This window comes from Massilia forsythiae (genome assembly GCF_012849555.1).
In the GTDB taxonomy this organism is placed as follows: Bacteria; Pseudomonadota; Gammaproteobacteria; order Burkholderiales; family Burkholderiaceae_D; genus Telluria; species Telluria forsythiae.
On record NZ_CP051685.1, the window covers coordinates 1,234,966 to 1,259,446 of the forward strand.

At 68.3% G+C, this 24,481-nt stretch carries 19 protein-coding genes; 11 read left to right on the top strand and 8 right to left on the bottom strand.

All coding sequences use genetic code 11. The annotated features are described in order from the left end of the window. Window positions 1-3: 3 nt before the first annotated feature. Window positions 4-2,670, bottom strand: coding sequence for a TonB-dependent receptor (locus HH212_RS05300; RefSeq protein ID WP_169434409.1), 2,667 nt, complete (start codon window positions 2,668-2,670; stop codon window positions 4-6). Window positions 2,671-3,049: 379 nt separating this feature from the next. Here HH212_RS05300 and HH212_RS05305 point away from each other — a divergent pair, with 379 nt between their 5' ends. Then, window positions 3,050-3,517: a host attachment protein gene (locus tag HH212_RS05305; protein ID WP_169434410.1), complete on the top strand. Its 468-nt coding sequence runs from the start codon at window positions 3,050-3,052 to the stop codon at window positions 3,515-3,517. A 31-nt stretch (window positions 3,518-3,548) separates the two neighbouring features. Here HH212_RS05305 and HH212_RS27675 read toward each other — a convergent pair whose 3' ends face one another. Continuing rightward, window positions 3,549-5,156: a methyl-accepting chemotaxis protein gene (locus HH212_RS27675; protein WP_169434411.1), complete on the bottom strand. Its 1,608-nt coding sequence runs from the start codon at window positions 5,154-5,156 to the stop codon at window positions 3,549-3,551. 503 nt (window positions 5,157-5,659) lie between these two features. Between HH212_RS27675 and uvsE the strand changes: the two genes are divergently transcribed. Next, a complete protein-coding gene (gene uvsE / locus HH212_RS05315) occupies window positions 5,660-6,571 on the top strand; it encodes a UV DNA damage repair endonuclease UvsE (protein ID WP_169434412.1) in 912 nt (303 codons plus the stop codon). A gap of 6 nt (window positions 6,572-6,577) precedes the next feature. Here the strand turns inward: uvsE and HH212_RS05320 are convergent, their stop codons facing one another. Beyond that, entirely contained in the window at window positions 6,578-7,567 is a 990-nt protein-coding gene (locus HH212_RS05320; protein ID WP_169434413.1) for an aldo/keto reductase, read from the bottom strand. Window positions 7,568-7,734: 167 nt separating this feature from the next. Here HH212_RS05320 and HH212_RS05325 point away from each other — a divergent pair, with 167 nt between their 5' ends. Continuing rightward, window positions 7,735-8,688 (top strand): bestrophin family protein, encoded by a 954-nt coding sequence (locus tag HH212_RS05325; RefSeq protein ID WP_169434414.1) that lies wholly within the window; start codon window positions 7,735-7,737, stop codon window positions 8,686-8,688. A 324-nt stretch (window positions 8,689-9,012) separates the two neighbouring features. Here the strand turns inward: HH212_RS05325 and HH212_RS05330 are convergent, their stop codons facing one another. Together HH212_RS05330 and HH212_RS05335 are read right to left on the bottom strand one after the other, a co-directional pair. Then, the gene (locus HH212_RS05330; protein WP_169434415.1) at window positions 9,013-9,711 is read right to left on the bottom strand and encodes a hypothetical protein; all 699 of its coding nucleotides are present in this window, start codon (window positions 9,709-9,711) and stop codon (window positions 9,013-9,015) included. Window positions 9,712-9,896: 185 nt separating this feature from the next. Further along, window positions 9,897-11,261, bottom strand: a complete 1,365-nt coding sequence (locus HH212_RS05335; protein WP_229217580.1) for a serine hydrolase domain-containing protein — start codon at window positions 11,259-11,261, stop codon at window positions 9,897-9,899. 216 nt (window positions 11,262-11,477) lie between these two features. On the opposite strand from HH212_RS05335, the gene HH212_RS05340 reads away from it, so the two are divergent. Continuing rightward, complete coding sequence (locus HH212_RS05340; protein ID WP_169434417.1) at window positions 11,478-12,464, top strand: LLM class flavin-dependent oxidoreductase; 987 nt, start codon at window positions 11,478-11,480, stop codon at window positions 12,462-12,464. A 181-nt stretch (window positions 12,465-12,645) separates the two neighbouring features. Beyond that, window positions 12,646-12,921 (top strand): glycine zipper domain-containing protein, encoded by a 276-nt coding sequence (locus tag HH212_RS05345; RefSeq protein WP_169434419.1) that lies wholly within the window; start codon window positions 12,646-12,648, stop codon window positions 12,919-12,921. A gap of 189 nt (window positions 12,922-13,110) precedes the next feature. Here the strand turns inward: HH212_RS05345 and HH212_RS05350 are convergent, their stop codons facing one another. Next, window positions 13,111-13,695 carry an isochorismatase family protein gene (locus HH212_RS05350; protein ID WP_169434421.1) on the bottom strand — a complete coding sequence of 195 codons (585 nt, stop codon included), beginning with the start codon at window positions 13,693-13,695 and terminating at the stop codon, window positions 13,111-13,113. A 129-nt stretch (window positions 13,696-13,824) separates the two neighbouring features. Here HH212_RS05350 and HH212_RS05355 point away from each other — a divergent pair, with 129 nt between their 5' ends. Then, window positions 13,825-15,531 carry a M1 family metallopeptidase gene (locus HH212_RS05355; protein WP_169434423.1) on the top strand — a complete coding sequence of 569 codons (1,707 nt, stop codon included), beginning with the start codon at window positions 13,825-13,827 and terminating at the stop codon, window positions 15,529-15,531. A gap of 238 nt (window positions 15,532-15,769) precedes the next feature. Here HH212_RS05355 and HH212_RS05360 read toward each other — a convergent pair whose 3' ends face one another. Next, complete coding sequence (locus tag HH212_RS05360) at window positions 15,770-18,592, bottom strand: M16 family metallopeptidase (protein ID WP_229217581.1); 2,823 nt, start codon at window positions 18,590-18,592, stop codon at window positions 15,770-15,772. 221 nt (window positions 18,593-18,813) lie between these two features. Here HH212_RS05360 and mepK point away from each other — a divergent pair, with 221 nt between their 5' ends. The 5 genes from mepK to HH212_RS05385 all read left to right on the top strand — a co-directional run bounded on the left by mepK (window position 18,814) and on the right by HH212_RS05385 (window position 21,653). Further along, a complete protein-coding gene (mepK, locus tag HH212_RS05365) occupies window positions 18,814-19,407 on the top strand; it encodes a peptidoglycan L,D-endopeptidase MepK (RefSeq protein ID WP_169434425.1) in 594 nt (197 codons plus the stop codon). A 32-nt stretch (window positions 19,408-19,439) separates the two neighbouring features. Further along, window positions 19,440-20,279: a hypothetical protein gene (locus HH212_RS05370; protein WP_229217582.1), complete on the top strand. Its 840-nt coding sequence runs from the start codon at window positions 19,440-19,442 to the stop codon at window positions 20,277-20,279. Further along, complete coding sequence (locus HH212_RS05375; RefSeq protein ID WP_229217583.1) at window positions 20,276-20,668, top strand: hypothetical protein; 393 nt, start codon at window positions 20,276-20,278, stop codon at window positions 20,666-20,668. The genes HH212_RS05370 and HH212_RS05375 overlap by 4 nt, the downstream gene beginning before the upstream one ends. Before the next feature lie 55 nt (window positions 20,669-20,723). Then, the gene (locus tag HH212_RS05380; RefSeq protein WP_169434427.1) at window positions 20,724-21,101 is read left to right on the top strand and encodes a nuclear transport factor 2 family protein; all 378 of its coding nucleotides are present in this window, start codon (window positions 20,724-20,726) and stop codon (window positions 21,099-21,101) included. A gap of 108 nt (window positions 21,102-21,209) precedes the next feature. Beyond that, entirely contained in the window at window positions 21,210-21,653 is a 444-nt protein-coding gene (locus HH212_RS05385) for a thioesterase family protein (protein ID WP_169434429.1), read from the top strand. A 304-nt stretch (window positions 21,654-21,957) separates the two neighbouring features. Here the strand turns inward: HH212_RS05385 and HH212_RS05390 are convergent, their stop codons facing one another. Next, on the bottom strand, window positions 21,958-24,357 hold the full coding sequence (locus tag HH212_RS05390; RefSeq protein WP_169434431.1) for a catalase: 2,400 nt from the start codon (window positions 24,355-24,357) through the stop codon (window positions 21,958-21,960). Between the last annotated feature and the right edge of the window lie 124 nt (window positions 24,358-24,481).

A 24,481-nucleotide genomic window follows, 5' to 3' on the forward strand; every position in this document is an offset into this window, starting at 1 on the left:
CGTTCAGAGCTTGCCGCGCAGGCCGAGGTAGAAGGTGCGGCCGTTGGCATAAAAGGCGCGCGGCCGGTCCTTGTTCTCGGCATACATCCTGATGGTCTCGTTGGTGAGGTTCAAGCCGTCGAAGGTCAGGGTCAGGTGCTCGCCCAGCTTGACGTTGACCGACGCCGCCAGCGTCGGCATGCCGTCCACGTGCTGGCTGGCGCCGCGGTCCACGCCCGCCTTGTAGGCCGAGCGGTAGTTGTAGGCCAGGCGCGCCGAGAAGCGCTCGTTCTCGTAGTAGCCGGTCAGGTTCCAGGTGTTGCGCGAGGAATTCAGGAGTTCGCCGCCCCCGTCCAGCTCACCGTCCGCGTAGGTGTAGTTGGCCAGGAAGCCGTAGTCGCGCCACAAGGGCTGCTGCCAGCTCAGCTCCACGCCCTTGTTTTTCGCCCCGGTGTTGTAGGGAGACGTGATCTGGTACTCGGTAAAGGCGCCGCGCTTGTTGTTGTAGTAGCTGCCGCTGCTGGTGCCCTGCGCCACGATGGAACCGAAGTCCATGTAAAACAAGCCGGCCGACAGCAGCGCCTTGGGCGCGTAGTACCACTCGGCCGACAGGTCGAGGTTGGTCGCGCGCACCGGATCCAGGTTGACGTTGCCGCCGCTGCCGGACAGGGCGTCGTCGTTGAGCGACACCGAGCCGCCCAGCGCGCTGTAGTCGGGGCGCGCCATGGTCTTGGCGATGCCGGCGCGGATCACCAGGTCGGGGCGCGCGTCGTACTTGAGGTTGGCGCTCGGCAGCCAGTCGCGGTAGCTGCGTTGATACGTCGTCGGCGTGTACGGGCCGAAGGCCGAGCCGGTGACCGGATTCGGCCCGCCCGGCAGGTTGACCACGGTGGTCTGGCGCGTGTGGACCGCGCGCAAACCGACGTTGCCGCTCCAGCCTTGTCCCTGCATGTCGGCCAGCGCGTACAGCGCCGCGGTCTTTTCGCCGACGCGGAATTCGTCCAGCCAGTTGTGGCGCAGGGTGTAATCGAGCAGGCGGTTGCCCGGCACCGCGCCCCAGGCGCCGAGCGCGGCGCCGTCGTACTTGAAGTAATTCGACAGCACGTTGCCGCCCAGGTCCCGGCCGAAGTCGGACGGGTACAGCTGGCCGCTCCAGGCCGGACCGGGATTGGTGAAGCCCGTAGCGCCGGGCCGGGTTTCCAGCGGGTGTTCGGCGCTGCGCGCATGGTCGGTCCAGCGCGCGCCGAAGCGCAGCGCCTGCGCCGCGCCGGCATCGCGCAGGCGCCATTCGGCGTCGAGCTGGGCATACTTTTCCTGGTCGACCGAGCGCGCCTCGCCGCCGCCGGCCCAGGCGGTGGAACCGGGCGTGACCGTGTTGCCACCGGGGTAGGCGACGTCGGCCGGCGTCATGCCGTTCAGGCCGTAGCGCATGCCGCCGTCGACGTTGTTCTGGTAGTAGACGTCGTTGCGGTCGTAGCCGACGCCGTGGGTCTTGCCGATGCGGCCGGTAAAACCCAGGTCATCGCCGGCGCGCCAGCGCCCGTTCAGGTCGAGGTACCAGGATTCGCCGCCAGCGTCCGGCCGGTAGATGTTGTCGACCTCGCCCGCATTGACCGGGAAGGCGGCGCTCACCAGCGTGCCGTTGCGTACGACCGGGTTCTGCGGCACCTGGCCGGCGCTGTTGATCGAATTGGCCGGCGCCGCCAGCCAGTTGGTGTTCTGGTGCGGCGCTTCCAGCTTCGAATAGAAGCCGTTCAGGTCGACGCCGAAGGCACGCGACGGCTTGGCCTCGATGTCGAAGGCGCCGCCTTGGCGCTTCTTGGTCTGCTCGAACAGGGCGGCGCCGATGAAGGTCGGCACCAGCACGCCGGCCAGTTGCGGATTGGCGCGCGCGGCGGCGCTGGCGGCGGCGATCGGCGTGTAGCCGAGGATTTCCTGGCCGTCGCGGCGCACGCCCTGCTTCTCCGAGAAGCCTTGCACCAGAACGCCGAGGGTGCTGTCCGGGTTTTTCCAGCTCACCAGCGCCGACAGCTGCGGCTCGGTCCTGCCGGACAAATCGTTGTAGTTGGCCTGCACCGAACCCTCGACCGTGAGCGGCTGGCGCAGGTCCAGCGGACGGCGCGTGATCACGTTGATGGCGCCCGACACGCCGCCCTCGACCAGGTCGGCGCTGGCGCTCTTCTGCACCACGATCGAGCCCACCAGTTCCGAGGGCAGCAGGGAAAAGCTGCTGGAGCGGCCGACGTTGCCGCCGATCTGGTTCAGCAGGAACCAGTCGCCGGTGCTGATGGCGTGGCCGTTGAACAGGGTCTGCTGCAGGCTGGGGCTGGTGCCGCGCAGGCTGACGCGGTCGTTCTCGCCGAAGCCGCCCTCGCCGCCGGCCGAGGATTGGGTGTTCACGCCGGGCAGGCGCTGGATGGCGTCGGCCACGTTCTTGTCGGGCATCTTGCCGATGTCCTCGGCGGTGACCACCTCGACCACCGCGTCGGCATTGCGTTTCTGGCGCAGCGACTGTTCCAGCGCGGCGCGCACGCCGGTCACGATCACCGTCTGCGCGGCGCCCGGCGTAGCGACGCCCGGCTCCGCCGCCTCCTGCGCGCGCGCCTGCGCAGCGGCGCCCACCGCCAACAAGGAAACCGCGGCCGCGATGGCGGTGCGGGCGCAGTGCTGCCCTTCGAACGACTTGTCCATGTGCTCTCCCCAGACATCGATGAAACTGCCAGTGTCGAATCCGGCGGACGCGCAGGGCCGGACAGCGAGCTGTCCTTCAGGGCGTCTCTCGTCTTCGTATGGAGGGCATTGTGTCGGCGAACCGGGAGGGATGTTTGTCAAATCTTGCTAATCGGCGTCCCGGCGTCGCAACAGCCACGGGATCGGGTTTGGCGCCGTCTCATCATGCCGCAACGCAGGCGAACGCGGCGCGCTCCATTCCGTTCCCTTTCGTACCGCCCGAAAATGCCGCTTCGGATAGACTTCCTCCAACGCATGGCCTGCACCGACGCAGGCCGAGGCACCGAACGCGCGGCCCACGGGCCGCATGGAACAACCATCGTCAACACTGGGAGGTAACATGAGCACAACCTGGATCGTTTCCGCCGACGCCGGCCGCGCACGCATCTTCGCCGAATCCGACCCGCAGCAGCCGCTGCAGGAAGTCGAAGACATGGTCAGCGCCAACGCCCGCTTGCGCGACGCCGACATCAACACCGACGGCGGCAGCCCGACCGCGGCGCCCCAGGGCATCCACAATACCGGCGGCGCCACGCCGGGCAAGCTGTACGAGCCGAACCAGACGCCGGAACAGCACGACGCCGAACGCTTCGCCAAGGACGTCTGCGCCTTCCTGCTGAAGGGACACCAGGAACAGCGTTTCCAGAAGCTGACGCTGGTGGCCGAGCCGCGCTTCCTGGGGGTGCTGCGCGCGCAACTGAACGACCAGCTCAAGCAGAAGGTCGACCTGGAGCTGAACAAGGATTACAGCCACTCGAACGCGCACCAGCTGCGCGAACAGCTGCAGGCGCACAAGGCCAAGTCCTGATCCCGGCCGCCGCGCCGGCCGCCACGCCCGCTCAGGCGGCAGCCAGGGCGTAGCGACGCGGCGCCGGCGCCGCATCCCGGCCGGGGCGCGCCGCCTGGTCCGCCGTGCGGAACACGCTCACCGCGTCCAGCAGCAGCAGCGCCTGCTGCTGCATCGCATCCGCCGCCGCGGCGGCTTCCTCCACCAGCGCCGCATTCTGCTGCGTCACCTGGTCCATCTGTACCACCGCCATGTTCACCTGCTCGATGCCGGCATTCTGCTCGGTGCTGGCGGCGCTGATCTCGGCCATGATGTCGGTCACGCGTTGCACGCTGGCGACGATCTCGCCCATCGTCTGGCCCGCCGCGGCGACCAGTTGGCCGCCGCTGTCCACGCGCCGTACCGAATCCTCGATCAGCCCCTTGATTTCCCTGGCCGCGGTGGCCGAGCGCTGCGCCAGGTTGCGTACTTCCGCCGCCACCACCGCGAAGCCGCGCCCCTGCTCGCCGGCGCGCGCCGCTTCCACCGCCGCGTTCAAGGCCAGGATATTGGTCTGGAAGGCGATGCCGTCGATCACGCCAGTGATGTCGGCGATGCGGCGCGAGGCGTCGTTGATACCGTCCATCGTGTCCACCACCTGCCGGATGACTTCACCGCCGCGCCCGGCCACGCCGGATGCCGCCTGCGCCAGCGCGTTGGCCTGGCGCGCATGCTCGGCGTTGCTGCGCACCTGCGCGGTGAGTTCTTCCATCGAGGCCGCGGTTTCTTCCAGCGAACTGGCCTGCTCCTCGGTGCGCGTGGACAGGTCCTGGTTGCCGGCGGCGATCTGCTGCGAGGCGGTGCCGATGGTGTCGGTGCCGGCGCGCACCCGGGTCACGATGCCGCCCAGGCTGGCGTTCATGCCGCGCAGCGCTTCCAGCAACTGGCCGATCTCGTCCTTCGAATCGATGCGGATGGCCTGGGTCAGGTCGCCCGCGGCCACGCTGCGCGCCAGGTGCAGCGCCTGGGCAATGGAACCGGTAATGCCGCGGATGAGATAAAAGGCGAGCGCCGCGCCGCCGGCCACGCCGAGCACGATCAACGCGATCGACAGCCGGTGGGTGCGCTCGTAGCGCGCCAGCGCGGCGTCGTATTCGCTCTTCGCCACGTCCAGCTGCAGCCTGACCAGGGCCTGCATGGCGTCCTGCGCGGGCAGGTAGGCCTGGCTCATGGGCCCCTTGACCAGGGAAACCAGCAGGCCGTTGTCGTGCGTGCGCAGCGCGGCCAGCGCGGGCCGCAGGCCGGTCTCGAGGAAGGCGGCGCGGGTGGCGGCGGCCTTGCGCGCCAGGATCTTTTCGTCCGCGGTCAGAAAGGTTGCCTCGTAGGCGGCCCAGGTGGCGGACGCCTGCGCGCTACGCTGCTCCACGCCGGCCAGCACCGGGACCGGGTCCTCGCCGCTGTCCAGCGCGGCATGCGCCAGCGCGTTCTGGTTCTGCTGCATTAGAACTTGCACACGGCCGAGCTGGTCGAGCGCCAGCACCCGATCGTTGTAGACCGTGCCCAGCGCGGCATTGGTGGCGCCCTGGTTGACCAGGCCGACGGCGCCAACCACGATGGCGACGCCGTTCAGCAGGACGGTGAGGAAGATCAGGCGCAGCTTGATGCTGATGTTGTTGAGCATGGTGTAATCGCGTGTGATGGCGCCGGCAAGCGAGCCTAGTGAATATCCACGGCTACTCTAGCCAGCATTGACGCATACGGAAAGGATTTTATTTTCCACAAGGAAATTAATTCAGCGCGAGTTGTTGGCTCGCCACTGTTTCCTCACACCTTCTTGCCCTGCACTCTTCACGAGCTGCCACGCCCTCGCCGTCCCTGCCGCCGCCCGATTCGGGGTCAGAGCACTTTTCACCACCAATTCGGGGTCAGAGCACTTTTTGGATCAATTGCTTAAAGGCAAATTGAAGAGACGGTACACGCATGGTCATCTGCCGCTGCAGGGTAAGAATTCCTTGTCGCGTCCATGCCTATATTAAAAATCTTCTTCAATATCTTTCCGCCATTTCTGCTCTGACCCCGAATTTGTGCTCTGACCCCGAAATTTTGCTTGCGGCACGGCACTGGTTTGACGGTAGCGGGGTTTCGAAGGAACATGGTGACAACGCTAACGATTTCTGCATTCACATGTCTCCCGAGCTTGGCCTGGTCTGTATCACCGTATCGAAGGACGTCCGCTACCGCACCGTCACGCGCAAGCGCCTGCTGGAGCAGTCCGATGCCGGCCAGCGCAAGCTGCTCGAAGACATCTACCGCGACAACATCCAGACCCTGGACGGCGCCCTGCAGTACTGCCAGCGCGAAGGCATCCGCCTGTACCGCATGCCGTCCTCGATCTTCCCGTTCTTCGACGAGGACGTCGGCCGCGAGGTGATGCAGCCGCTGGCGCCGGCCCTGGCGCGCACCGGCGCGCGCGCCACGGCGCAGGGCTTGCGCCTGGTGATGCATCCGGACCAGTTCGTGGTACTCAGTTCGGATTCGCCTGACGTGGTGGCCAACAGCGTCAAGATCCTGCAGATGCACGCCGACATCATGGAATTGCTGCAGCAGCCGCGCTCGCCGTGGGCGCTGCTGGAAATCCACGGCGGCAAATCGGGGCGCAGCGACGAGCTGGTGGCGCGCATCGCCGACCTGCCGGACCCGATCCGCCTGCGCCTGTGCCTGGAAAACGACGAATACGCCTACGGCGCGGCGCAGATCCACGCCATCTGCATGCGCAGCGGCGTGCCGATGATCTTCGACGCCCACCACCATGTCGTGCACGCCAAGCTGGCCAGCTACGACGACCCCAGCGTGGCGGAGATGCTGGCGCGCGCCCGCGAGACCTGGACCGTGCCCGAGCACCAGCTGGTGCACATCTCGAACGGCCGCGAACACTTCAACGACCGCCAGCACGCCGACCTGATCACGACCATGCCGGCCTCGTATGCCGCCGCGCCCTGGATCGAGATCGAGGCCAAATTGAAGGAAGACGCCATCGCCGGCCTGCGCGACTGGAAAGCGGTGCAGGCCGGCCACGCGGCGGTGGTCGGCTGCTGAACGTCTTTATTTATCTAGCAGCTTCATGCGCGCTTCCGGATAGCGCGACCCGGCCGCCGCCCCGCGCGGAAAGATGGCCTCCAGTTCCACCAGTTGCGCCGGACCGAGGTCGATGGCGGCCGCCTCCACGTTCTGCTCCAGGTAGCTGCGGCGCTTGGTGCCCGGGATCGGCACGATGTCCGGCCCCTGCGCCAGCACCCAGGCCAGCGCCAGCTGCCCCGGCGTGCAGCCGGCCTCGCGGGCCAGGTCGCGCACCTTGTCGACCAGCGCGATGTTCTTCGCGAAGTTCTCGCCCATGAAGCGCGGATTGTTCCTGCGCCAGTCGTCGGCCGCGAAATCGTCCGGGCTGCGGATCTCGCCGGTGAGGAAGCCGCGCCCCAGCGGGCTGTAGGGCACGAAGCCGATGCCGTGGCGGCGGCAGGCGTCCAGCACGCCCTCTTCCGGGTCGCGCGTCCACAGCGAATACTCGCTCTGCAGCGCGGCCACCGGATGCACCTTGACGGCGCGCTCGATGGTCTCCACCGAAGCTTCCGACAGGCCGATGTGGCGGATCTTGCCGGCGCGGACCAGGTCGGCCAGCGCGCCCATGGTCTCCTCGACCGGCGTGTCCGGGTCGATGCGGTGCTGGTAGTACAGATCGATGGCCTCGACGCCCAGGCGCCGCAGGCTGCCCTCGACCGCGGCGCGCACGTAGGCCGGACTGCCGTCGATGTCGTAGCCGGCCGGATTGTCCGGCGTGCGCACGATGCCGAACTTGGTGGCGATGACCAGCCCCTCGCGGCGGCCGCGGATGGCGCGCCCCAGCAGTTCCTCGTTGGTGTGCGGGCCGTACATGTCGGCGGTGTCGAACAGCGTCACGCCCAGGTCGATGGCGCGCTGGATGGTGGCGACCGATTCGCGCTCGTCGCGCGCGCCGTAGAAATCGCTCATGCCCATGCACCCCAGGCCGATGCTGGAGACTTGCAATCCTGTGTTGCCGAGCTGGCGCGTCTGCATGTGCTTCCTCCGATGTCGTGGTGAGAGATGATCGTCCACGATAACCGCTCCGGTACGGGCGCGGCACACGGCTGGCCGGCACCGCCTATAATCGGCTTCCCGTTCCGCCCTACATCGCCAGGACCCACCATGCAGCGCAGCGCCACCGCCTTCCCGGGAAGATTGCCATGATCGTGCGCGAGCGCCCCTCGGCGCTGCGCCTGCTGCTGGTGCTGCGCGGTTCGGTCTTGCCGAGCATCTGGAAAAGCCTGGCCGCGGCCACGCTGCTGGCGGCGGCGGTGACGCTGCTCGACCTGCTCGGCGGCGTGCGCATCGCCCTCAGCACGATCCCGTTCACGCTGATGGGATTGCCGCTGGCGATCTTCCTGGGCTTTCGCAACAACGCCGCCTACGACCGCTACTGGGAAGGCCGCAAGCAATGGGGCGAACTGGTACTGCGCAGCCGCAGCCTGGCGCGCCAGTGCCTGTCGTTGGTGCAGGATGGCGATGGCGATGGCGGCGCTGCGGCGGATGGCGCCGATGAGCGCGGCGATCCGCGCGCGCGCATGCTGCGCCGCGCCGCCGCCTACGCGCACGCGCTGCGCCACCGCCTGCGCGGCAGCGACCCGGCGGGCGACGTCGCGCCCTGGCTCGACGCCGGCGAATGGGAAGGCGTGCGCACGCTGCCCAACCTGCCGCACGCGCTGATGCTGCACATGGGCGCCGACCTGGCCCTGTGCCTGCGCCAACGGCGCATCGATCCGGCGCTGGCGGTGGCGCTGGACGCCACCCTGTCGGCCATGACAGGGGTAGCGGCCGCCTGCGAACGCATCCGCGGCACGCCGATCCCGTTCTCGTACACGCTGCTGCTGCACCGCACCGCCTACCTGTACTGCTTCCTGCTGCCGTTCGGCTTGGTCGACACGGTCGGCTGGCTGACGCCGCTGGTGGTGGCGATCGTCGCCTACACCTTCTTCGGCCTGGACGCGCTCGGCGACGAGATCGAGGAACCGTTCGGCGTGTCCGACCACGACCTGCCCTTGGCGGCGCTGTGCCGCACCATCGAGATCGACCTGCGCATCGCGCTCGGCGAACGCGAGCTGCCGCCGCCGCTGCTGCCGGTCGGCTACCGGCTCACCTGACAGCGTATCCCGGCAGCCCGCAGGCGCTCGTGCTGCCCCTGGCAAGCGGGCGCTGCGTTGCTCCCGTTTGCCATGCATGGCACTCGCTTGCCCCGTCCAGGGGGACAGACGCCAAGCGCAAGCCGGCTGTGTGGTTACCAGCCAGGAAACCGGTGCCGGCGGACGAAAAAAAACCAGCCCCGGGGCTGGTCGTTCAGGTGGCGCCGCGTGGGCGCCGGTGTGCAGCCGTCCTGGCCGCGGCCGATCGGCGTCAGGGCCGATCGATACGTTGGCAGATCGACATGCTGGCCGATCGACATGATGGCCGATTAATACGGCGGCCGATCAGTAACCGCGGCTGCCGGTGCCGCTGCCGCCGCTGGTGGTGCTGGTGCCGGTGCCTGCCGCGCCGGTACCGGTGCCGGTATTGCTGCCCGAGCCGGAGCCGGTACCGCTCATGCCGGAGCTGTTCAGGCCGGTGCCAGAACCGGTCATGCCGCTGCTGCCGCTGCTGCTCATGCCGCCGGTGCCGGTGCCGGTGCCCATGCTGCCCGCGCCGCTGCTGGTCCCGGTGCCCATGCTGCCGCTCGAGCCCGAGGAACCGGTGCCCATGCTGCCGCTGGTGCCGCTGCTGCCGCTATTGGTGCCGCCGCCCGAGGTGCCGCTGGAACCGCTCGAGCCGCTGGTGCCCATGCTGCCGCTGCCCGTGGTGCCGCCGCTGGTGCTGCCGCTGCCGCTGCTGGACGAACCCGAACCGCTGCTGCCCGAGCCCATGCTGGAGCCGCTGCCGCTGGAGCCGCTGGCGCCGGAGCCCATGCTGCCCGAAGAGCTGCTGCCGCTGGCACCGCTCTTGCGGGAGTGCTTCTTGTTCGACTTCTTGGTCGACGAACTGCCCGACGACGTCTGGTCCGTTTGCGAGCTGGCGCTGTTGCCGCCGCTGGTCGACGAACTGCCGCTGGTTTGCGCCTGCGCGCCCATCGAACCGAACATCGCCATGGCGACGGTGGCGCCCAACAGACCTTTCAACAATTTATTCGTTTTCATGTCGTTCTCCTCATGGATTTGGGGCAAAAACTCAACAATATCAAGAAGATAAATTGAGGATTTGCAGTGTAAGGCGGACGCCGGAAAGGGTGCGCGCGGTAGCCGCACGGAAAAGTTTGCAGGCTGAAAAGAGGCGGTGCGCCGCCGTGCACGCGCATGGCGTACCGGTGCGGCGGCCCGTGGATTCAGTGCCCAGCCGCCGCCGTTGCCGCTGACGTTGTCGTCGCAGTTACTGCTGTCGTTGTCGTTGTCGTCGCAGTTGCCGCTGCCGTTGTCGTGGCGGTTGCCGCTGCCGGCGCCACCCCGGCCGCGCGCGCCGCCAGCGTGCCCAGCTGCGTGTACAGTTCCAGCACGCGGCTGGCATCGTCCGGATACACGCGGTTCGACAGCAGCACATAAAAGCTGCGCGAGCCGGGATCGATCCACAGCACGCAGCCGGTGAAGCCGGTGTGGCCGTAGCTGCCCACCGGGTACAGCGCGCCGCGCGGGCGCAGCGCGTACGGCGAATCGATGTCCATGCCCATGGCGCGCGGCGCCAGGCCGGCGGGCGTCTGCACCGTGGTCAGCAGGCGCACGCCGGCGGGGCTCAGGATGCGCACGCCGTCCAGCGCGCCGCCCTGCAGCAGCATGCGCGCGTAGCGCGCCAGGTCGGCCGCCGTGGTGAACACGCCGGCCGATCCGGCCACCCCGCCCATGCGGCGCGCGGTCGGGTCGTGCACCACCCCCTGCAGCAGCTGGCCGGGAGCGAGGTCGCCATGTGCGGAGGCCGGACCGGCCGCCGCCCCCGCCGCTCCATCCGCCATCGCGCCGCGCTGGGTCGGCGCGATGGCGGCCGCGTCCGCCCCATGCCGCAGCGGCAGGTAGCCGGTGGCGCGCATGCCGAGCGGGCCGAAGATGCGCCGCTGCGCGAATGCATCCAGCGGCATGCCGGACACGCGCGCCACCAATTGCCCCAGCAGGATGTAGTTGACGTCGGAATAGCGCAGCAGCGTGCCCGGCGCAGCGCTCGAGGCGCGTCCGCAGGCCAGCGCGTGCGCCGCCGCGTCGCCGTGCCAGGCCGGCTGCGCGCCCAGCCCGGCCGGCAGGCCGGAACTGTGGGTGAGCAGGTGGCGGATCGTGATGCCGTCCCTGCCGCCGCCGGCGCATTCGGGAAAATAGTCGACCAGGCGCGCATCCAGATCGATCCTTCCCTCCTCGGCCAGCATCAGCACCGCCGGCGCGGTGGCCAGCACCTTGGTCAGCGACGCCGCATCGAACAGCGTGCCGGCCGCCACCGGCCGCGCGTCCGCGGCATAGCTCAGCCGCCCGTAGGCGCGCTCGAACACCGCGCCGTCGCGCTCAAGGCGGAACACCGCCCCCGGCAGCTTGCGCTGCGCAATGGCTTGCCCGATGGCGGCATCGATTTCCGCAAAGCGCGCCGCATCCAGCCGCGCATCGCCCGGTTGCACCGGCCGCGGCCCGGTCGCCGCACACCCCGCCGCCAGCACCGCGACACCGCCGGCAAGCAGGCAACGGCGCCGCCAGGGCGCCCGCATCCACGACATTGACATGACAGACAGCGCGCCAGGCGCTTTGACAAAAACCCATCTTAGGCAGCCCCGGCCACCCCGGTCAAGCACCAAACCCGACCCCGCACGATTCGCGCCCACAATTCGGGGTCAGAGCACAATTCTTGGCAATTTCCTTTAATAAACACTGTACGGACGCCAACTCCGGTTTTGCGGGCCGGTGCACGCGAACAATCCGATCGGCGTATGATGCCGAACATGATCCCATTATCCATACTCGACCTCTCCCCCATCACGGAAGGCAGCGACGCCGCCGAATCCTTCCGCCGTTCGCTCGACCTCGCCCGGCATGGCGAGCGCTGGGGCTACAATCGCTTCTGGCTGGCCGAGCACCATGGCATGCCCGGCATCGCCAGCGCGGCGACCGCGGTGCTAATGAGCCACGTGGCCGCCGGCACCTCGACCATCCGCATCGGCGCCGGCGGCATCATGCTGCCGAACCATTCGCCGCTGGTGATCGCCGAGCAGTTCGGCACGCTCGAGTCGCTGTATCCGGGCCGTATCGACCTGGGCCTGGGCCGCGCGCCCGGTTCCGACCACGCCACCGCGCGCGCGCTGCGTCGCAACCTGGCCTCCGACGCCGACGAGTTTCCGCAGGACGTGGTGGAACTGATGGATTATTTCGCCGACGCCCCGCGTCGCCACGTGCGCGCGGTGCCGGGCGCCGGCTTGCAGGTGCCGCTGTGGATCCTCGGTTCCAGCCTGTTCGGCGCCCAGCTGGCCGCCGCGCTCGGGCTGCCGTACGCATTCGCCTCGCACTTCGCGCCGCAGATGATGATGCAGGCGATCGAGCTGTACCGCGCCAACTTCCGCCCGTCGGCCCAGCTCGACAAGCCGTACGTGATGCTCGGCTTTAACGTGTTCGCCGCCGACACCGACGCCGAAGCGCACTGGCGCGCGACCTCGATGCAGCAAGCCTTCGTCAACCTGCGCAGCGGCCATCCGACCCGCCTGAAGCCGCCGGTGGAGGGCTATCTCGACCTGCTGGGTCCGGCCGAGCGGGGCATGCTCGATTCCGTGCTGTCGAGCGCGGCGATCGGCTCGCCCGCCACCGTGGCGCGCCAGTTGAACGATTTCGTGGTCCGCACCGGCGCCGACGAGCTGATGATCACCTGCCAGATCTTCGACCATGCGGCGCGCCTGCGCTCGTACGAGATCGCGGCCGAGATCGCGCGCGGCAGCTGACGCCGTATGATGGGCGACGCCCGGCGCCCGCCGCGCGCGGCTGCATGATGCCGTGACCGGCACGACCGGAAAATCGCGCGTACGGTTGTGTGGCGCACATTCAAGCACCGCAGGCAGGGCTACTCTGGCATCAACGGGAGGCCCGTCGGCCGCCGCCACACTGATCGAACGGAGAACCACCATGAAAACCAAACTCATCGCCGCATCGCTGTTGATGTCCCTGGCCTCGGCCGGCGCGTTCGCCAAGCCGGGCTGCCTGAAGGGCGCCGCCGTCGGCGCCGTCGGCGGCCACGTGGCCGGCAAGCACAGCGTGCTGGGCGCCGCGGTCGGCTGCGCGGTCGGCCACCACATGGGCAAGAAGCAGGAGCGCCAGCAGGCGCAGGCACAAGCCCAGGCGAATGCGCAGGCCCAGGCAAACGCCAATGCCCAGGCCGCCCAGCAGGCGCCACGCCGCTGAGCCGGTCGGGCTGGCAGCCTGCCTACGTAAGCAGGCAGATTGCCGCGCCATGAACAGGGTCGGCTGCAGTATTGGCTAGACGACCAGTCGACGCACCGGCCGCACCACCATCACGCCCGCCGCCGCCCGATTTTCCGGGCCGCGGCGGGCGTGTCATTTGCGTGTCAAGCCTTCAGTGTCAAGCCTTCATCAAGCGTCGCCGGTGCCGGCCTGGAATGCATCGATCAGCGCGCGGGTGGAACGTACCCGGCCCATGGTCCGAAAACTGTTCTCGCACGAGAAACGGTGCGCCTCGGCCTGCATGCTGCTCATCGCGTCTTCCGCGAACACCAGTTCATAGCCCAGGTCGAAGGCGGCGCGCGCGGTCGATTCGACGCCGTAGTTGGTGGCTATCCCGCCCAGCACGATGGTCTTGATGTGGCGGCGGCGCAGCAGCTGGTCGAGTTCGGTGCCATAGAACGCGCCCCACTGGCGCTTGGTCACCACGATGTCTTGCGCCTGCACCTGCGCCTCGGGCGCCAGCTGCGAGGCGTCCGGCGGCGGGTTGCCGGCCTTGGGCATCGGCGCATCCGCCGGCAGCGCCGGCAACTGGTCCACCAGCACGCGCACATACACCACCATGCCGCCGCGGTCGCGCATTTCGCCGGCCAGCAGCACGGCGTTGCCGACCACCTGTTCGGCCGTGTAGGGCGCCAGTTCGCGCCTGACGTTGCTGTTCTGCAGGTCGATCAGCACCAGCGCGGTGCTGCCGATATCGATGTTCAGTTCGCTCATGTTTCCTCCTTGGCGTCCAGTATCCGCCAAGCGCCGTTCTGGCGGCGCGCGCCGGCGTGGCCGGCCGCCTTCCGCTTCCCATTGGCGCTGTGATAAATTTCCCGGAATTATCTTCAGAGTGCCGCTTCCATGACCAAGATCGTCCCCTTTGCCAGCGCCCTGCTGCTGGCCGGCTGCGCCAGCCAACCGGCGCTGACCGACTACAGCGTCAATTCCGGCGCCACGCGCAGCGCCGACCAGCTGGCCCTGGAGTTCGACAAGGCCGACCTGCAACTGCGCGTGGAACCGGCCAGCCGCAGCATCCGCGGCGACGTCCTGCTCACCTTCGGCACGCGCGCGCCGCTGGAGCGGATCGAGCTCGACCTCGACCGCAACCTGCCGATCGACGCCATCGAGGTCGACGGCCAGGCCCTGGCGGCCAGCCGCTGGCGCAATCCGGACGGCAAGCTGACCATCGAACTGCCGCAGCGCCTGGTGCCGGGCCGGCAGGTGGCGATCCGCGTGCGCTACCACGGCCAGCCGCACGTGGCCAGGCGCGCGCCCTGGGACGGCGGCTTCGTCTGGTCGCAGACGCCGGACGGCCAGCCCTGGGTCGCCAGCGCCGTGCAGGGCGAAGGCTGCGACCTGTTCTGGCCCTGCATCGACCACCCGACCGGCAAGGCCAGGCAGGTCGACGAGCACATCACCGTGCCGGCGCCTCTGGTGGCGGCCGGCAACGGCATCGCCATGGGCGTCACCGAGTCCGATGGCTGGCGTACCTGGCACTGGAGAACCAGGAACCCCAGCACCTACGGCATCGCGATCAACGTGGCGCCCTATAAGCTGCTGGAAGGGGACTACAAGAGCCGCTACGGCAATACCATCCCGCTGCGCATGTGGTACCTGCCGCAGAACGAAGCCAAGGCCAGGGAATTGTTCGCCGAATTCACGCCGATGCTCGACTTCTTCGAGAGCACCATCGGCCCCTACCCGTTCGGCGACGAAAAGATGGGCGTGGTCGAGACACCGCACAAGGGCATGGAGCACCAGACCATCAACGCCTACGGCAACAACTACGCCAAGACCGCCTACGGCTACGACGAACTGCTGCAGCACGAGTTCGCCCACGAATGGTTCGGCAACCAGCTGACCAACGCCGACTGGGACGACATGTGGCTGCACGAGGGCCTGGGCAGCTACATGCAGCCGCTGTACATGCAGCGCCTGCGCGGCGACCGGGAATACTACGCCGAGCTGATGCGCCAGCGCGCCGGCATCCTGAATAAGGCGCCGATCGTGTCGGGCAAGCACAAGCTCGAGGAAGACGTCTACGACACCAAGCGCGGCGGCCCCGGCGGCGATATCTACGGCAAGGGGTCGCTGGTACTGCACACGCTGCGCGGCCTGGTCGGCGACGACGCCTTTTTCCGCACGGTGCGCCAGATGGTGTACGGCACCGACCGGCCGCAGCCGGGCCGGTTCGCGCCGCGCTACGGCACCACGCCGGAATTCATCGCCCTCGCCGAGCGCGCCAGCGGACGCGACCTGGGCTGGTTCTTCCAGGCTTATCTCTACCAGGCGGCGCTGCCGGACCTGCAGGCCACGCGCAGCGGCAACACGCTGCAGCTGGCGTGGAAGACGGAAAAGAACACGCCGTTCCCGATGCCGGTCGAGGTGCGCGCGGGCACGCGCTTGTTGACCGTGCCGATGACGGACGGGCGCGGCAGCGTGGCGCTGGGCGACGGCGAGACGTATACGCTCGATCCGCATTCGAAGCTGCTGCGGCGGGAAGAACACATCGAGCGCTTCCAGAAGTACCAGGAAGAGCAGAAGAAGAAAAAGGCGGGGGCATCATAGCCGTCGTCCCGCATCGTGCACCATGCACACGAATGCCGATTGCTCGTCGTTCCCGCGCAGGCGGGAACCTATGCCGCGCTTTCAGTACCATGCAGTTGAAACCGCCGCAGCATTTTCGACTTCATCGAGTCCCGCCGCTCAGCATGGGTCCCCGCCTGCGCGGGGACGACGCGTTTCGGGTGACATTCATCTTCGGCTCATCCACCGCTCGACTGCTGCGACACCCTGCATTCGACGCCTACCGCAGCGCCTTCCCATCCACATCGATCCTGCGCACCTCTCCCAGTCCCAGCGCGCGGATCGGCGCCTCCACCTTGTCCATGTCGCCCACCACGATCCACACCGGTTGCCTCGGCAGCACCGTGCGCCTGGCCAGCGCGTCGACCTGCGCCGGGGTCACGGCCAGCGCCTGCGCCGTGTAGGTGTCGTAGTAATCCGCCGGCAGGCGGTACTGCAGGATGGTCGCGTAGGCGTCGCTGAGCTGGTTCACGGTCTCGAAGGCGCCGGGCAGGCCCAGGGTTTCGTTGGCTTGCGCATCCTCGAGTTCCCGGGCGCCGGGCGGGCGGGCGCCGGCGATGTCGGCGTATTCGCGCGCCAGCGCGCCCAGCGCGTCGGCGGTCTTGTCGGTCTGCACCGGCGAGGCGCTGAGGAAGATGCGCTGCCCCAGCGCCGGCACCAGCGACGAGCCGACGCCGTACGACCAGTGCTTGTCCTCGCGCAGGTTCAGGTTCAGGCGCGAGTTGAAGGTGCCGCCGAACAGGTCGTTCAGCAGGTTCAGCTGCAGCGCCTCGGTGACGCTTGTTCCCGCCAGCGGCGGCGCCAGCTGCGCGCCGACGATCTCGCTCTGCAGCGCGCCGGGGCGGTCGATCAGGTAGATGGTGCTGCCGGCCGGCTGCGCCACGCTGTGCAGGTTTTTCTTCGGCACCGGCGCCGCCGGCCAGGCGCCGAACGCCCGTTCGAGCTGCGGCGCCAGTTCGGCCAGCGTGGTGTCGCCGACCACCAGCAGGGTCGCGTTGTTGGGCCGGAACCAGGTGCGGTGGTAGCGCTGCAGGTCGGCGCGCGTCATGCGCTGCACCGCCGCCTCGGTGCCGCTGCCGGTCAGCGGCAGCGAATAGGCGTGGCCGGGGCCGTACAGCAAGGCCGGCAGCACGCGCAGCGCCATCTGGCGCGGCACCGTCTTTTCGCGCGCGATCGCCGCCAGCCGCTCGCGCCGCAATCTCTCGAAGTCGGCCTGCGCGAAGCGCGGGTGCAGCACCAGGTCGGCGTACAGGCCGAGCGCGCGCTCCAGCGTCGGTTTCAGCACGTTGAGGTTGACGAAGCCGCCGTCCAGGTTGGTCGAGGTACCGAACGAGGCGCCCAGCGCCTCCAGCTCGCGGTTGATTTCAAACCCGGAACGGACCTGCCCGCCCTCGCCCGTGCCCTCTTCCAGCATGCGCAGCGTCAGGCTGGCCAGGCCCGGCAGTTCGCGCGCATCGGAGGCGTAGCCGCCATCGACCATCATCGACAGATTGATCACCGGCGCGCCGTGGCGCTCGGCCAGCACCACCGTCAAGCCGTTCGACAGCGTCGCCGTCTGCATCGGCGGCAGGCGCAGCGTTTCCGGACGGCCGGCCGGCGGCGCCTTGCTGCGGTCGAGCGCTTGCGGCTGCGCCGCCAGGCCGGCCGGGAACGGATCGACGCGCAGCGTGTAGTCGCCGTCGGCCAGCCAGTCCAGCATCGCCCGGCGCACCGTGGCCGGGGTGGCGGCCCGGATACGGCGCAAGTAGGTTTTATAGCAGTCCGGATCGCCCGTGAAGGTGGTGCAGCGCGCCAGCACGTCGCTCTTGCCGCCGAAGCCGCCCACGCGCTCGACGCTGCGCGCGTAGCCGGCCAGGATGGCGATACGGGCGCGTTCCAGTTCGTCGCCCGTCGGCCCCTCCTTCAGCAGCTTGTGCAGCTCCTCGTCGGCCAGGCGCTCCATGCGGTCGACGTCGGCGCCCGGCCGCGCGGTGAGGTTGATGCCGAACTGGCCGGCGATCTCGGCCGAATCGTCGCCGGCGAAGGCGGACGTGGCCAGCTGCTCCCTGACCACCAGGCGCCGGTACAGGCGCGAACTCTTGCCGCCGCCGAGCACGTGCGCGGCGAGGTCGAGCAGCGCTTCTTCCGGCGTGTCGGCGCCGGGCACGTTCCAGCTGCGGTAGATGCGCGACTGCGGCACCCGGTCCTGCACGCTGCCGCGCCGGCTGCCGCTGCGCTTGGCGACCCATGCGCGCTGCCTGGCCAGCGGCGGGCCGGGCGGGATATCGCCGTAGTAGCGTTCGACCTTGGCGCGCGCCGTGGCCGGATCGATGTCGCCGGCCAGCACCAGCACCACGTTGTTGGGGCCGTAGTTGGCCTTGAACCAGGCGCCGACGTCGGTCATCGAGGCCGCGTCCAGGTCGGCCATCGAACCGATCACGGTCCAGGAATACGGGTGGCCGCGCGGCCAGGTGTTCTCGGTGACGATCTGGTCGACCACGCCGTACGGCTGGTTTTCGCGCTGGCGCTTTTCGTTCTGCACCACGCCGCGCTGCAGGTCCAGCTTTTTCCGGTCGAGCACGCCGAGCAGGTGGCCCATGCGGTCGCTCTCGGCGAACAGCACGGTGTCCAGCATCGAGGCCGGCACGGTCTCGAAGTAATTGGTGCGGTCCTTGTTGGTGGTGCCGTTCAGGTCGCGCGCGCCGATGCCTTCCAGCGCCGCCAGGAAGGGTCGATCGACATTGTCGCTGCCCGAGAACATCAGGTGCTCGAACAGGTGGGCGAAGCCGGTCTTGCCGGGCTGTTCGTCCTTGGAGCCGACGTGGTACCAGGTATTCACCGCCACCACCGGCGCCTTGTGGTCTTCGTGCACCAGCACCGTCAGGCCGTTCTTCAGCACGAAACGCGTATAGGGAATGTCGGGGACCGGGATGTCGACGCGGCGGGCCGGCGCAGCGGCCGTGGAGGCGGCCGGCCACGACGCCAGCATGGCCGCCAGGCCCAGCAACATCGGCAAGGCCCTGGACCGCGGCTTCGGCGCAGGACGGCGATCGGTGACACCCATGGATTCCCCTCGGCCGCTGCGCCGCGCGGCGTTTGCCGGCAAGCGTGGCGGCGGCGCGGCCGCGTCCGGCGGACCGTGTATTTTATGCCAACGGACAGGCAACGGCGCGCATCGTGCCGTCATGTTTGCCACACCCGCAGGCGGACGAATGGGCGCGCCGCCTGCATGAGCGGCCCAGGAAGCGTATGATGAGCCATCCGTCACAGTACAGGATACGTACCATGAACCAACGACGCTCCTTCCTCAAGAGTTCCGCCGTGCTCGCTTCGGTACTGGGCGCCCCGGCGATGTCGCGCGCCGCGGCCCGGGCGGTCCCGGCCGTGGCCCAGCCGGCGCCGCTGCCGCTGGCGTCCGATGCCGGCGTGGCCGCCGGCGAACGCATCCTGCGCCTGTACAATACCCACACCGGCGAAAGCCTGCGCAGCGTGTTCTGGGCCGAGGGCCGGTTCATTCCGGACGCGCTGCAGGACATCAACAAACTGCTGCGCGACCACCGCAACGACAAGGTCGCGCCGATCGATCCGCAACTGCTGGTGCTGCTCGACCGCGTCAGCGCCCAGTTCGGCGACCATCCTACCCTGCACATCATTTCCGGCTACCGCTCGCCGGAAACCAACGAGATGCTGCACGAAAACACCAGCGGCGTGGCCAAGCACAGCCTGCACATGGACGGCAAGGCGATCGACGTGCGCATCCCGGGCCGGAACCTGGCCAGCCTGCGCAAGGCGGCGATGGCCCAGCGCGCCGGCGGCGTCGGCTATTACCCGGATTCGCAGTTCGTGCACATGGACGTCGGCCGCGTCCGCCACTGGTAAGGCATTCGATGCGGCGCACGGCGATCGTATTCATGATGGCGGCCCTGCCGTGGACAGCCCGGGCGCAAACGGCGGCACCGGACCCGGCGCCGCCGGCCGCGCAAACCGCCTCCGCGCCGCAGACGGTGGTCGTCACCAGCACGCGCGACCCGGTCGACAAGTCCTATCGCAAGATGATCCGCGGCATGGAGCGTTTCACGCGCCAGCACGCGCTGGCGCCGCAGGCCACGCTGCGCTTCCGGCTGCTGCCGCGCACGCCGCGGGTCGACATGCGCGGCATCACGCTGCGCGTGGTGGGCGACCGCGTCACGGTGCCGGTGCCGGTGGCTGCCGACAACAGTTTTATCTTGCCCAGCAACCGCCAGGCGCTGGACGAGGACGCCGCCGTGATCGCCAACCGCAAGACCACCAGCATGACCTGGCGCGCCCAGGTGACCACGCCCGACCTGCCGCCGGACACGCGCCGCCTGGGCGACCTGCGCCTGGAATGCCTGGTCGGCGTGGAAGCCGGACTGGTGTCCAACAGTTCGCCGCTGTTCGGCTGGATCGCGAGCGCCCTGAACAGTCCGGAACAGGTGTGCGGCAGCCCGGACGGCAACTTCCTGTTCTTTACCGAGCGCCCGCTGTTCTCGGTGACGCTGCGTGCCGGCACGCGTAGCGAAATCCTGCCGTTCCGCCTGCTGTACGCCGGCGGCGACCAGACGCCCGACATGCTGCCCTATTGCGATTGCCAGGTGCTGCTCGACCGCACCTATTACGCGCCGATCTGGGACCGCAGCTGGCCCGACGATACCCTGGTCAGCTTCGAGTACATGGACGACGGTGCAGCAGCAGCAGCAGCAGCCGTACCCGCCGCCGGAGCGCAGCCATGACGCTCGTCCGCACGCGCCGCTCCGGCGCCGCGCTGCTGCGGGCTGCACTGCTGGCCGCGCTGCTGCGGGCTGCACTGCTGGCCGCGCTGCTGGGCGCCGCCGTAGCCGGCTGCGCCACGCGCGCGCCGGCCCCCGGCGCCATGGTCGGCGCCGACCATTTTACCGAGACGGTCGTACCCGGCCGCACCACCCGCGCCGAACTGCTGGCCGCCTTCGGCCCGACCAAGCGGGTCGCCTTCGACAGCGGCATCGAAACCTGGCTGTACACGGCCGATGCCGGCGCCGGCCGCAGCGAGGAACTGGTCGTGCTGCTGGACCGCGACGGCATCGTGCGCAAGCTGCGGCGCCGGCCGCCCTACCCCGGCGACGGGGACGGCCAGCGGCGCTGATCGCCCGCAGCATCTATGGCAGAATGACAAGCTTTCAACCCTGCCATCGCACGCCATGCTCGAACACGATTCTCCCGCCGCCGTCGTCCAGCGCCAGCTCGACGCCTACAATGCACGCGACGTCGACGCCCTGCTCGCCACCTACGCGCCGGACGCGCGCCAGTACGAATACCCGGCCACGCTGCTGGCCAGCGGCCACGACGAATTCCGTCCGCGCTTCGCCGCGCGCTTCCAGGAACCGGACCTGCACGCGCGCCTGCTGCAGCGCGTCGTGATGGGCAAGCTGGTGATGGACCACGAAGTCGTCACCAGGAATTTCCCCGAAGGCAAAGGCTCGCTGGAACTGGTAGCGATCTACGAAGTGGTCGATGGCCGCATCCGCAGCCAGTCGGTGCAACTGGGCGCCAAGCGGCTGGACGCGCCGGCCGCCTGAGCGCACGCCGCTGGCCGCGCGGCCAGCGGCGGCTTGCGCGCCGCCGGCCGGAATCGGTGTACAGTCGAGCATTCCAAGACCGCTTGCCCACCCGGGATACGTGAAGACATGGCACGACTACAGCTCAACTTTCCTGACGACCAATACTATTATTCCTCGCTGCTGACGGTGCGCGTCACCGACATCAATGCCGGCAACCACCTCGGCAACGATTCGATGATCTCGATGATCTCGGAAGCGCGCGCCCGCTTCCTGTTCGAATTCGGCATCAGCGAAACCGAGCGCGACGGCAACGGCATCATCGTCACCGACCTCGCCACCACCTACCGCGCCGAAGCGCACGCGCGCGACCAGCTGCTGTTCGAAGTCGGCGTCATGGACTTCAACAAGTACGGCGGCGACATCATCTTCCGCATCACCCGGCCGCAGGACCGCACGCTGGTGGCGATGGCCAAGCAGGGTTTCGTGTTCTACAACTACAAGTCGAGCCAGGTCGTGATGATGCCGGACGATTTTAGAGGCAAGTTCGAGCGGGTGAATTGGGTGGATTGAGGCGGCTCATTCAGAACGAGCGCACCGGTTGAGTCGACCTTGAAGCCGCCGTCCCCGCGCAGGCGAGGACCTATACTGAGTTGCCGAAGCCGTAAACCCAAGCACACCGCAATGTTTCGAGGCTGACGGATCCTGTTGTTCACTATGGGTCCCCGCCTGCGCGGAGACGACGTGCATTGGTACGCGGCCAAAATCGAATACGCGTTCCGCTTGCACCATGCCACTGCAAAAAGCAAAAAGCCTGCCGCGACCAAAGTCGCGGCAGGCTTTTGCATTCATACGCCCGGCAAGCGCCGGGCTCTCATCACACCATCGGCGGATCGGTCTCGCGGTCGAACGAACGATGGCTGGCCAGCGCTTCCTTGAAGGCGTCCAGCGTGCCATCGACCAGCAGGCTCGGGTCGGCCGAACCGTCCGGCAGCGTCTGCGGGATCATCGCCTTGGTCAGCAGGTTGGCGCCGTTGCCCAGGACCAGGATCGGCTTGCAGTGGCGATATTGCTCGCGCAGGAAGTCGATCGCTTGGGCATTGCGGGCCAGCAGGTCGGCGCCGCCGTCGGCCACGATCACCGCGTCGTACATCACCGACGGTCCGGCTTCCAGCGATATTTCGACGTCCAGCGCATCGCCGCCGCTGGTCTTGACCTTGCCCAGCATGTTGCCCACCAGGCGCGGCACCGCACCATCCTTCAGCAGGTCGGCATAGAGGGCGCGCACCGCATCGCCGTCGACGCCGTTCGCCACCAGGATCGCCACGCGGCGGGTGCGGATGCCGGTCTGGCCCGGACGCGCCAGCAGCGACAGCGACGGCGACGGCTCGTAGGCCGGGATCGGCGTGTCGTTCACACGCGGCAGCGCTTCCGGCACGTCCAGGCCCAGGCCTTCGGCGACCTTCGCCACCAGGCCGGCATCGACGTTGGCCAGCTGGGCCAGCACGCGCTGGCGCACGGCCAGGGTCTGCACGCGGCTCAGCTCGAAGCGGAAGGCGTTGGCGATGTGGGTCTGCTCGGCCGGCGACTGGCTCTGGTAGAACAGGCGTGCCTGACCGTAGTGTTCGGCGAACAGTTCCGGCTTGCCGCGCACCTTGTCGACATTATTGAAGGCTTCCGGGAAGCTGGTGAAGCCCATGCGGCCGGCCTGGAACGGGCAGCCGCCGCCCAGCGAATTCGGCTCGTAGGAGACGCGGCCACGGGCGATGGCCTGGCGGTGCATGCCGTCGCGCTGGTTGTTCTGGATCTGCACGATCGGCGTGTTGATCGGGATCTCGTGGAAGTTGGCGCCGCCCAGGCGCGAGATTTGCGTATCCAGGTACGAGTGGTTACGGCCCTGCAGCAGCGGGTCGTTGGAGAAATCGATGCCCGGGATGATGTGCGCGGTGCAGAAGGCCACCTGCTCGGTCTCGGCAAAGAAGTTGTCCGGATTACGGTCCAGCACCATGCGGCCGACCGGGGTCACCGGCACCAGTTCTTCCGGGACCAGCTTGGTCGAATCCAGGATGTCGAACGGGAACGACGCGGCTTGCTCTTCGGTGAAGATCTGCAGGCCCAGTTCCCACTGCGGGAAGTTGCCGCCTTCGATCGCTTCCCACAGGTCGCGGCGGTGGAAGTCGGAATCGGCGCCCGAGATGCGCACCGCTTCGTCCCACACCAGCGAGTGGGTGCCTTGCAGCGGGGTCCAGTGGAATTTCACGAAGCGCGATTCGCCCTGCGCATTGATCAGGCGGAAGGTGTGCACGCCGAAGCCCTGCATGGTGCGGTAGCTGCGCGGGATGGCGCGGTCCGACATCGCCCACATCAGCATGTGGGTGATTTCCGGCGACAGCGAGGCGAAGTCCCAGAAGGTGTCGTGGGCGGTGGCGGCCTGCGGCATGCCGTGGTGCGGTTCCGGCTTGGCGGCGTGCACCAGGTCCGGGAATTTCATCGCGTCCTGGATGAAGAACACCGGAATGTTGTTGCCCACCAGGTCCCAGTTACCCTGCTCGGTATAGAACTTGACCGCGAAGCCGCGCACGTCGCGCGCGGTGTCGGTCGAGCCACGTTCGCCGGCCACGGTCGAGAAACGCACGAACACCGGGGTGCGCTTGCCCTTCTCGGCGAGCGGCACGGCGCGGGTCAGGTCGGTGTAGTCGCCGTAGGATTCGAAGAAGCCGTGCGCGGCCGAACCGCGCGCGTGCACCACGCGCTCGGGAATGCGCTCGTGGTCGAAGTGGGTGATCTTTTCGCGCAGAATGAAATCTTCCATCGCGGTCGGGCCGCGCAGGCCGATCTTCAGCGAATTCTGGTTGTCGGCGATCGGCACGCCCTGGTTGGTGGTCAGCACCTGGTTGCCGGCATCGACGCGCACGCGGTCCAGCGGCGCGGTGGTGCGGTTCTCGCCATTCGGCGGCTGGCCATTGCCGACCTTGTCGGACATGACGATTTCCGTGCTGGTGCTGCCGGTGGCGGCCGGCGTGGACGGCTGGTTGTGGGCGCCTTCGGACGGGGTGCGCGCGGCATCGCCGTATTCACCGGCCTTGGTCGGGTTGTACGGCATGGCGGCCGCCAGCTGCTTCTCGGCGGTGGTCTTTTCGAGCAGGCGCTCGGGAACCGGGTCGTTGTTGCCCAGGCTCGCCGGCGGCGTGCTGGTGGAGGGTCCTGCCACGGTGCTCAATACCGAGCCGGCACCGTCGACGGAAGCTGGCGTAGCGTTTTTCTTGGGGGCGGTCATCCTGTCCTCACTGGTTAATCTTTCATTGTTGTTTCAACGAACAACATAACCGAGTGCAGACCCGCCCACTGTTGGATAACTAACAGAAGGACAATAACCCTGTTAAATGATTACTATGAGACTA

Excerpts from the sequence above, each read along its gene's own strand:
- HH212_RS05300 (WP_169434409.1), bottom strand. The coding sequence starts at position 2,670 with ATGGACAAGTCGTTCGAAGGGCAGCACTGCGCCCGCACCGCCATCGCG.
- HH212_RS05305 (WP_169434410.1), top strand. The coding sequence starts at position 3,050 with ATGAGCACAACCTGGATCGTTTCCGCCGACGCCGGCCGCGCACGCATC.
- HH212_RS27675 (WP_169434411.1), bottom strand. The coding sequence starts at position 5,156 with ATGCTCAACAACATCAGCATCAAGCTGCGCCTGATCTTCCTCACCGTC.
- uvsE (WP_169434412.1), top strand. The coding sequence starts at position 5,660 with ATGTCTCCCGAGCTTGGCCTGGTCTGTATCACCGTATCGAAGGACGTC.
- HH212_RS05320 (WP_169434413.1), bottom strand. The coding sequence starts at position 7,567 with ATGCAGACGCGCCAGCTCGGCAACACAGGATTGCAAGTCTCCAGCATC.
- HH212_RS05325 (WP_169434414.1), top strand. The coding sequence starts at position 7,735 with ATGATCGTGCGCGAGCGCCCCTCGGCGCTGCGCCTGCTGCTGGTGCTG.
- HH212_RS05330 (WP_169434415.1), bottom strand. The coding sequence starts at position 9,711 with ATGAAAACGAATAAATTGTTGAAAGGTCTGTTGGGCGCCACCGTCGCC.
- HH212_RS05335 (WP_229217580.1), bottom strand. The coding sequence starts at position 11,261 with ATGTCAATGTCGTGGATGCGGGCGCCCTGGCGGCGCCGTTGCCTGCTT.
- HH212_RS05340 (WP_169434417.1), top strand. The coding sequence starts at position 11,478 with ATGATCCCATTATCCATACTCGACCTCTCCCCCATCACGGAAGGCAGC.
- HH212_RS05345 (WP_169434419.1), top strand. The coding sequence starts at position 12,646 with ATGAAAACCAAACTCATCGCCGCATCGCTGTTGATGTCCCTGGCCTCG.
- HH212_RS05350 (WP_169434421.1), bottom strand. The coding sequence starts at position 13,695 with ATGAGCGAACTGAACATCGATATCGGCAGCACCGCGCTGGTGCTGATC.
- HH212_RS05355 (WP_169434423.1), top strand. The coding sequence starts at position 13,825 with ATGACCAAGATCGTCCCCTTTGCCAGCGCCCTGCTGCTGGCCGGCTGC.
- HH212_RS05360 (WP_229217581.1), bottom strand. The coding sequence starts at position 18,592 with ATGGGTGTCACCGATCGCCGTCCTGCGCCGAAGCCGCGGTCCAGGGCC.
- mepK (WP_169434425.1), top strand. The coding sequence starts at position 18,814 with ATGAACCAACGACGCTCCTTCCTCAAGAGTTCCGCCGTGCTCGCTTCG.
- HH212_RS05370 (WP_229217582.1), top strand. The coding sequence starts at position 19,440 with ATGATGGCGGCCCTGCCGTGGACAGCCCGGGCGCAAACGGCGGCACCG.
- HH212_RS05375 (WP_229217583.1), top strand. The coding sequence starts at position 20,276 with ATGACGCTCGTCCGCACGCGCCGCTCCGGCGCCGCGCTGCTGCGGGCT.
- HH212_RS05380 (WP_169434427.1), top strand. The coding sequence starts at position 20,724 with ATGCTCGAACACGATTCTCCCGCCGCCGTCGTCCAGCGCCAGCTCGAC.
- HH212_RS05385 (WP_169434429.1), top strand. The coding sequence starts at position 21,210 with ATGGCACGACTACAGCTCAACTTTCCTGACGACCAATACTATTATTCC.
- HH212_RS05390 (WP_169434431.1), bottom strand. The coding sequence starts at position 24,357 with ATGACCGCCCCCAAGAAAAACGCTACGCCAGCTTCCGTCGACGGTGCC.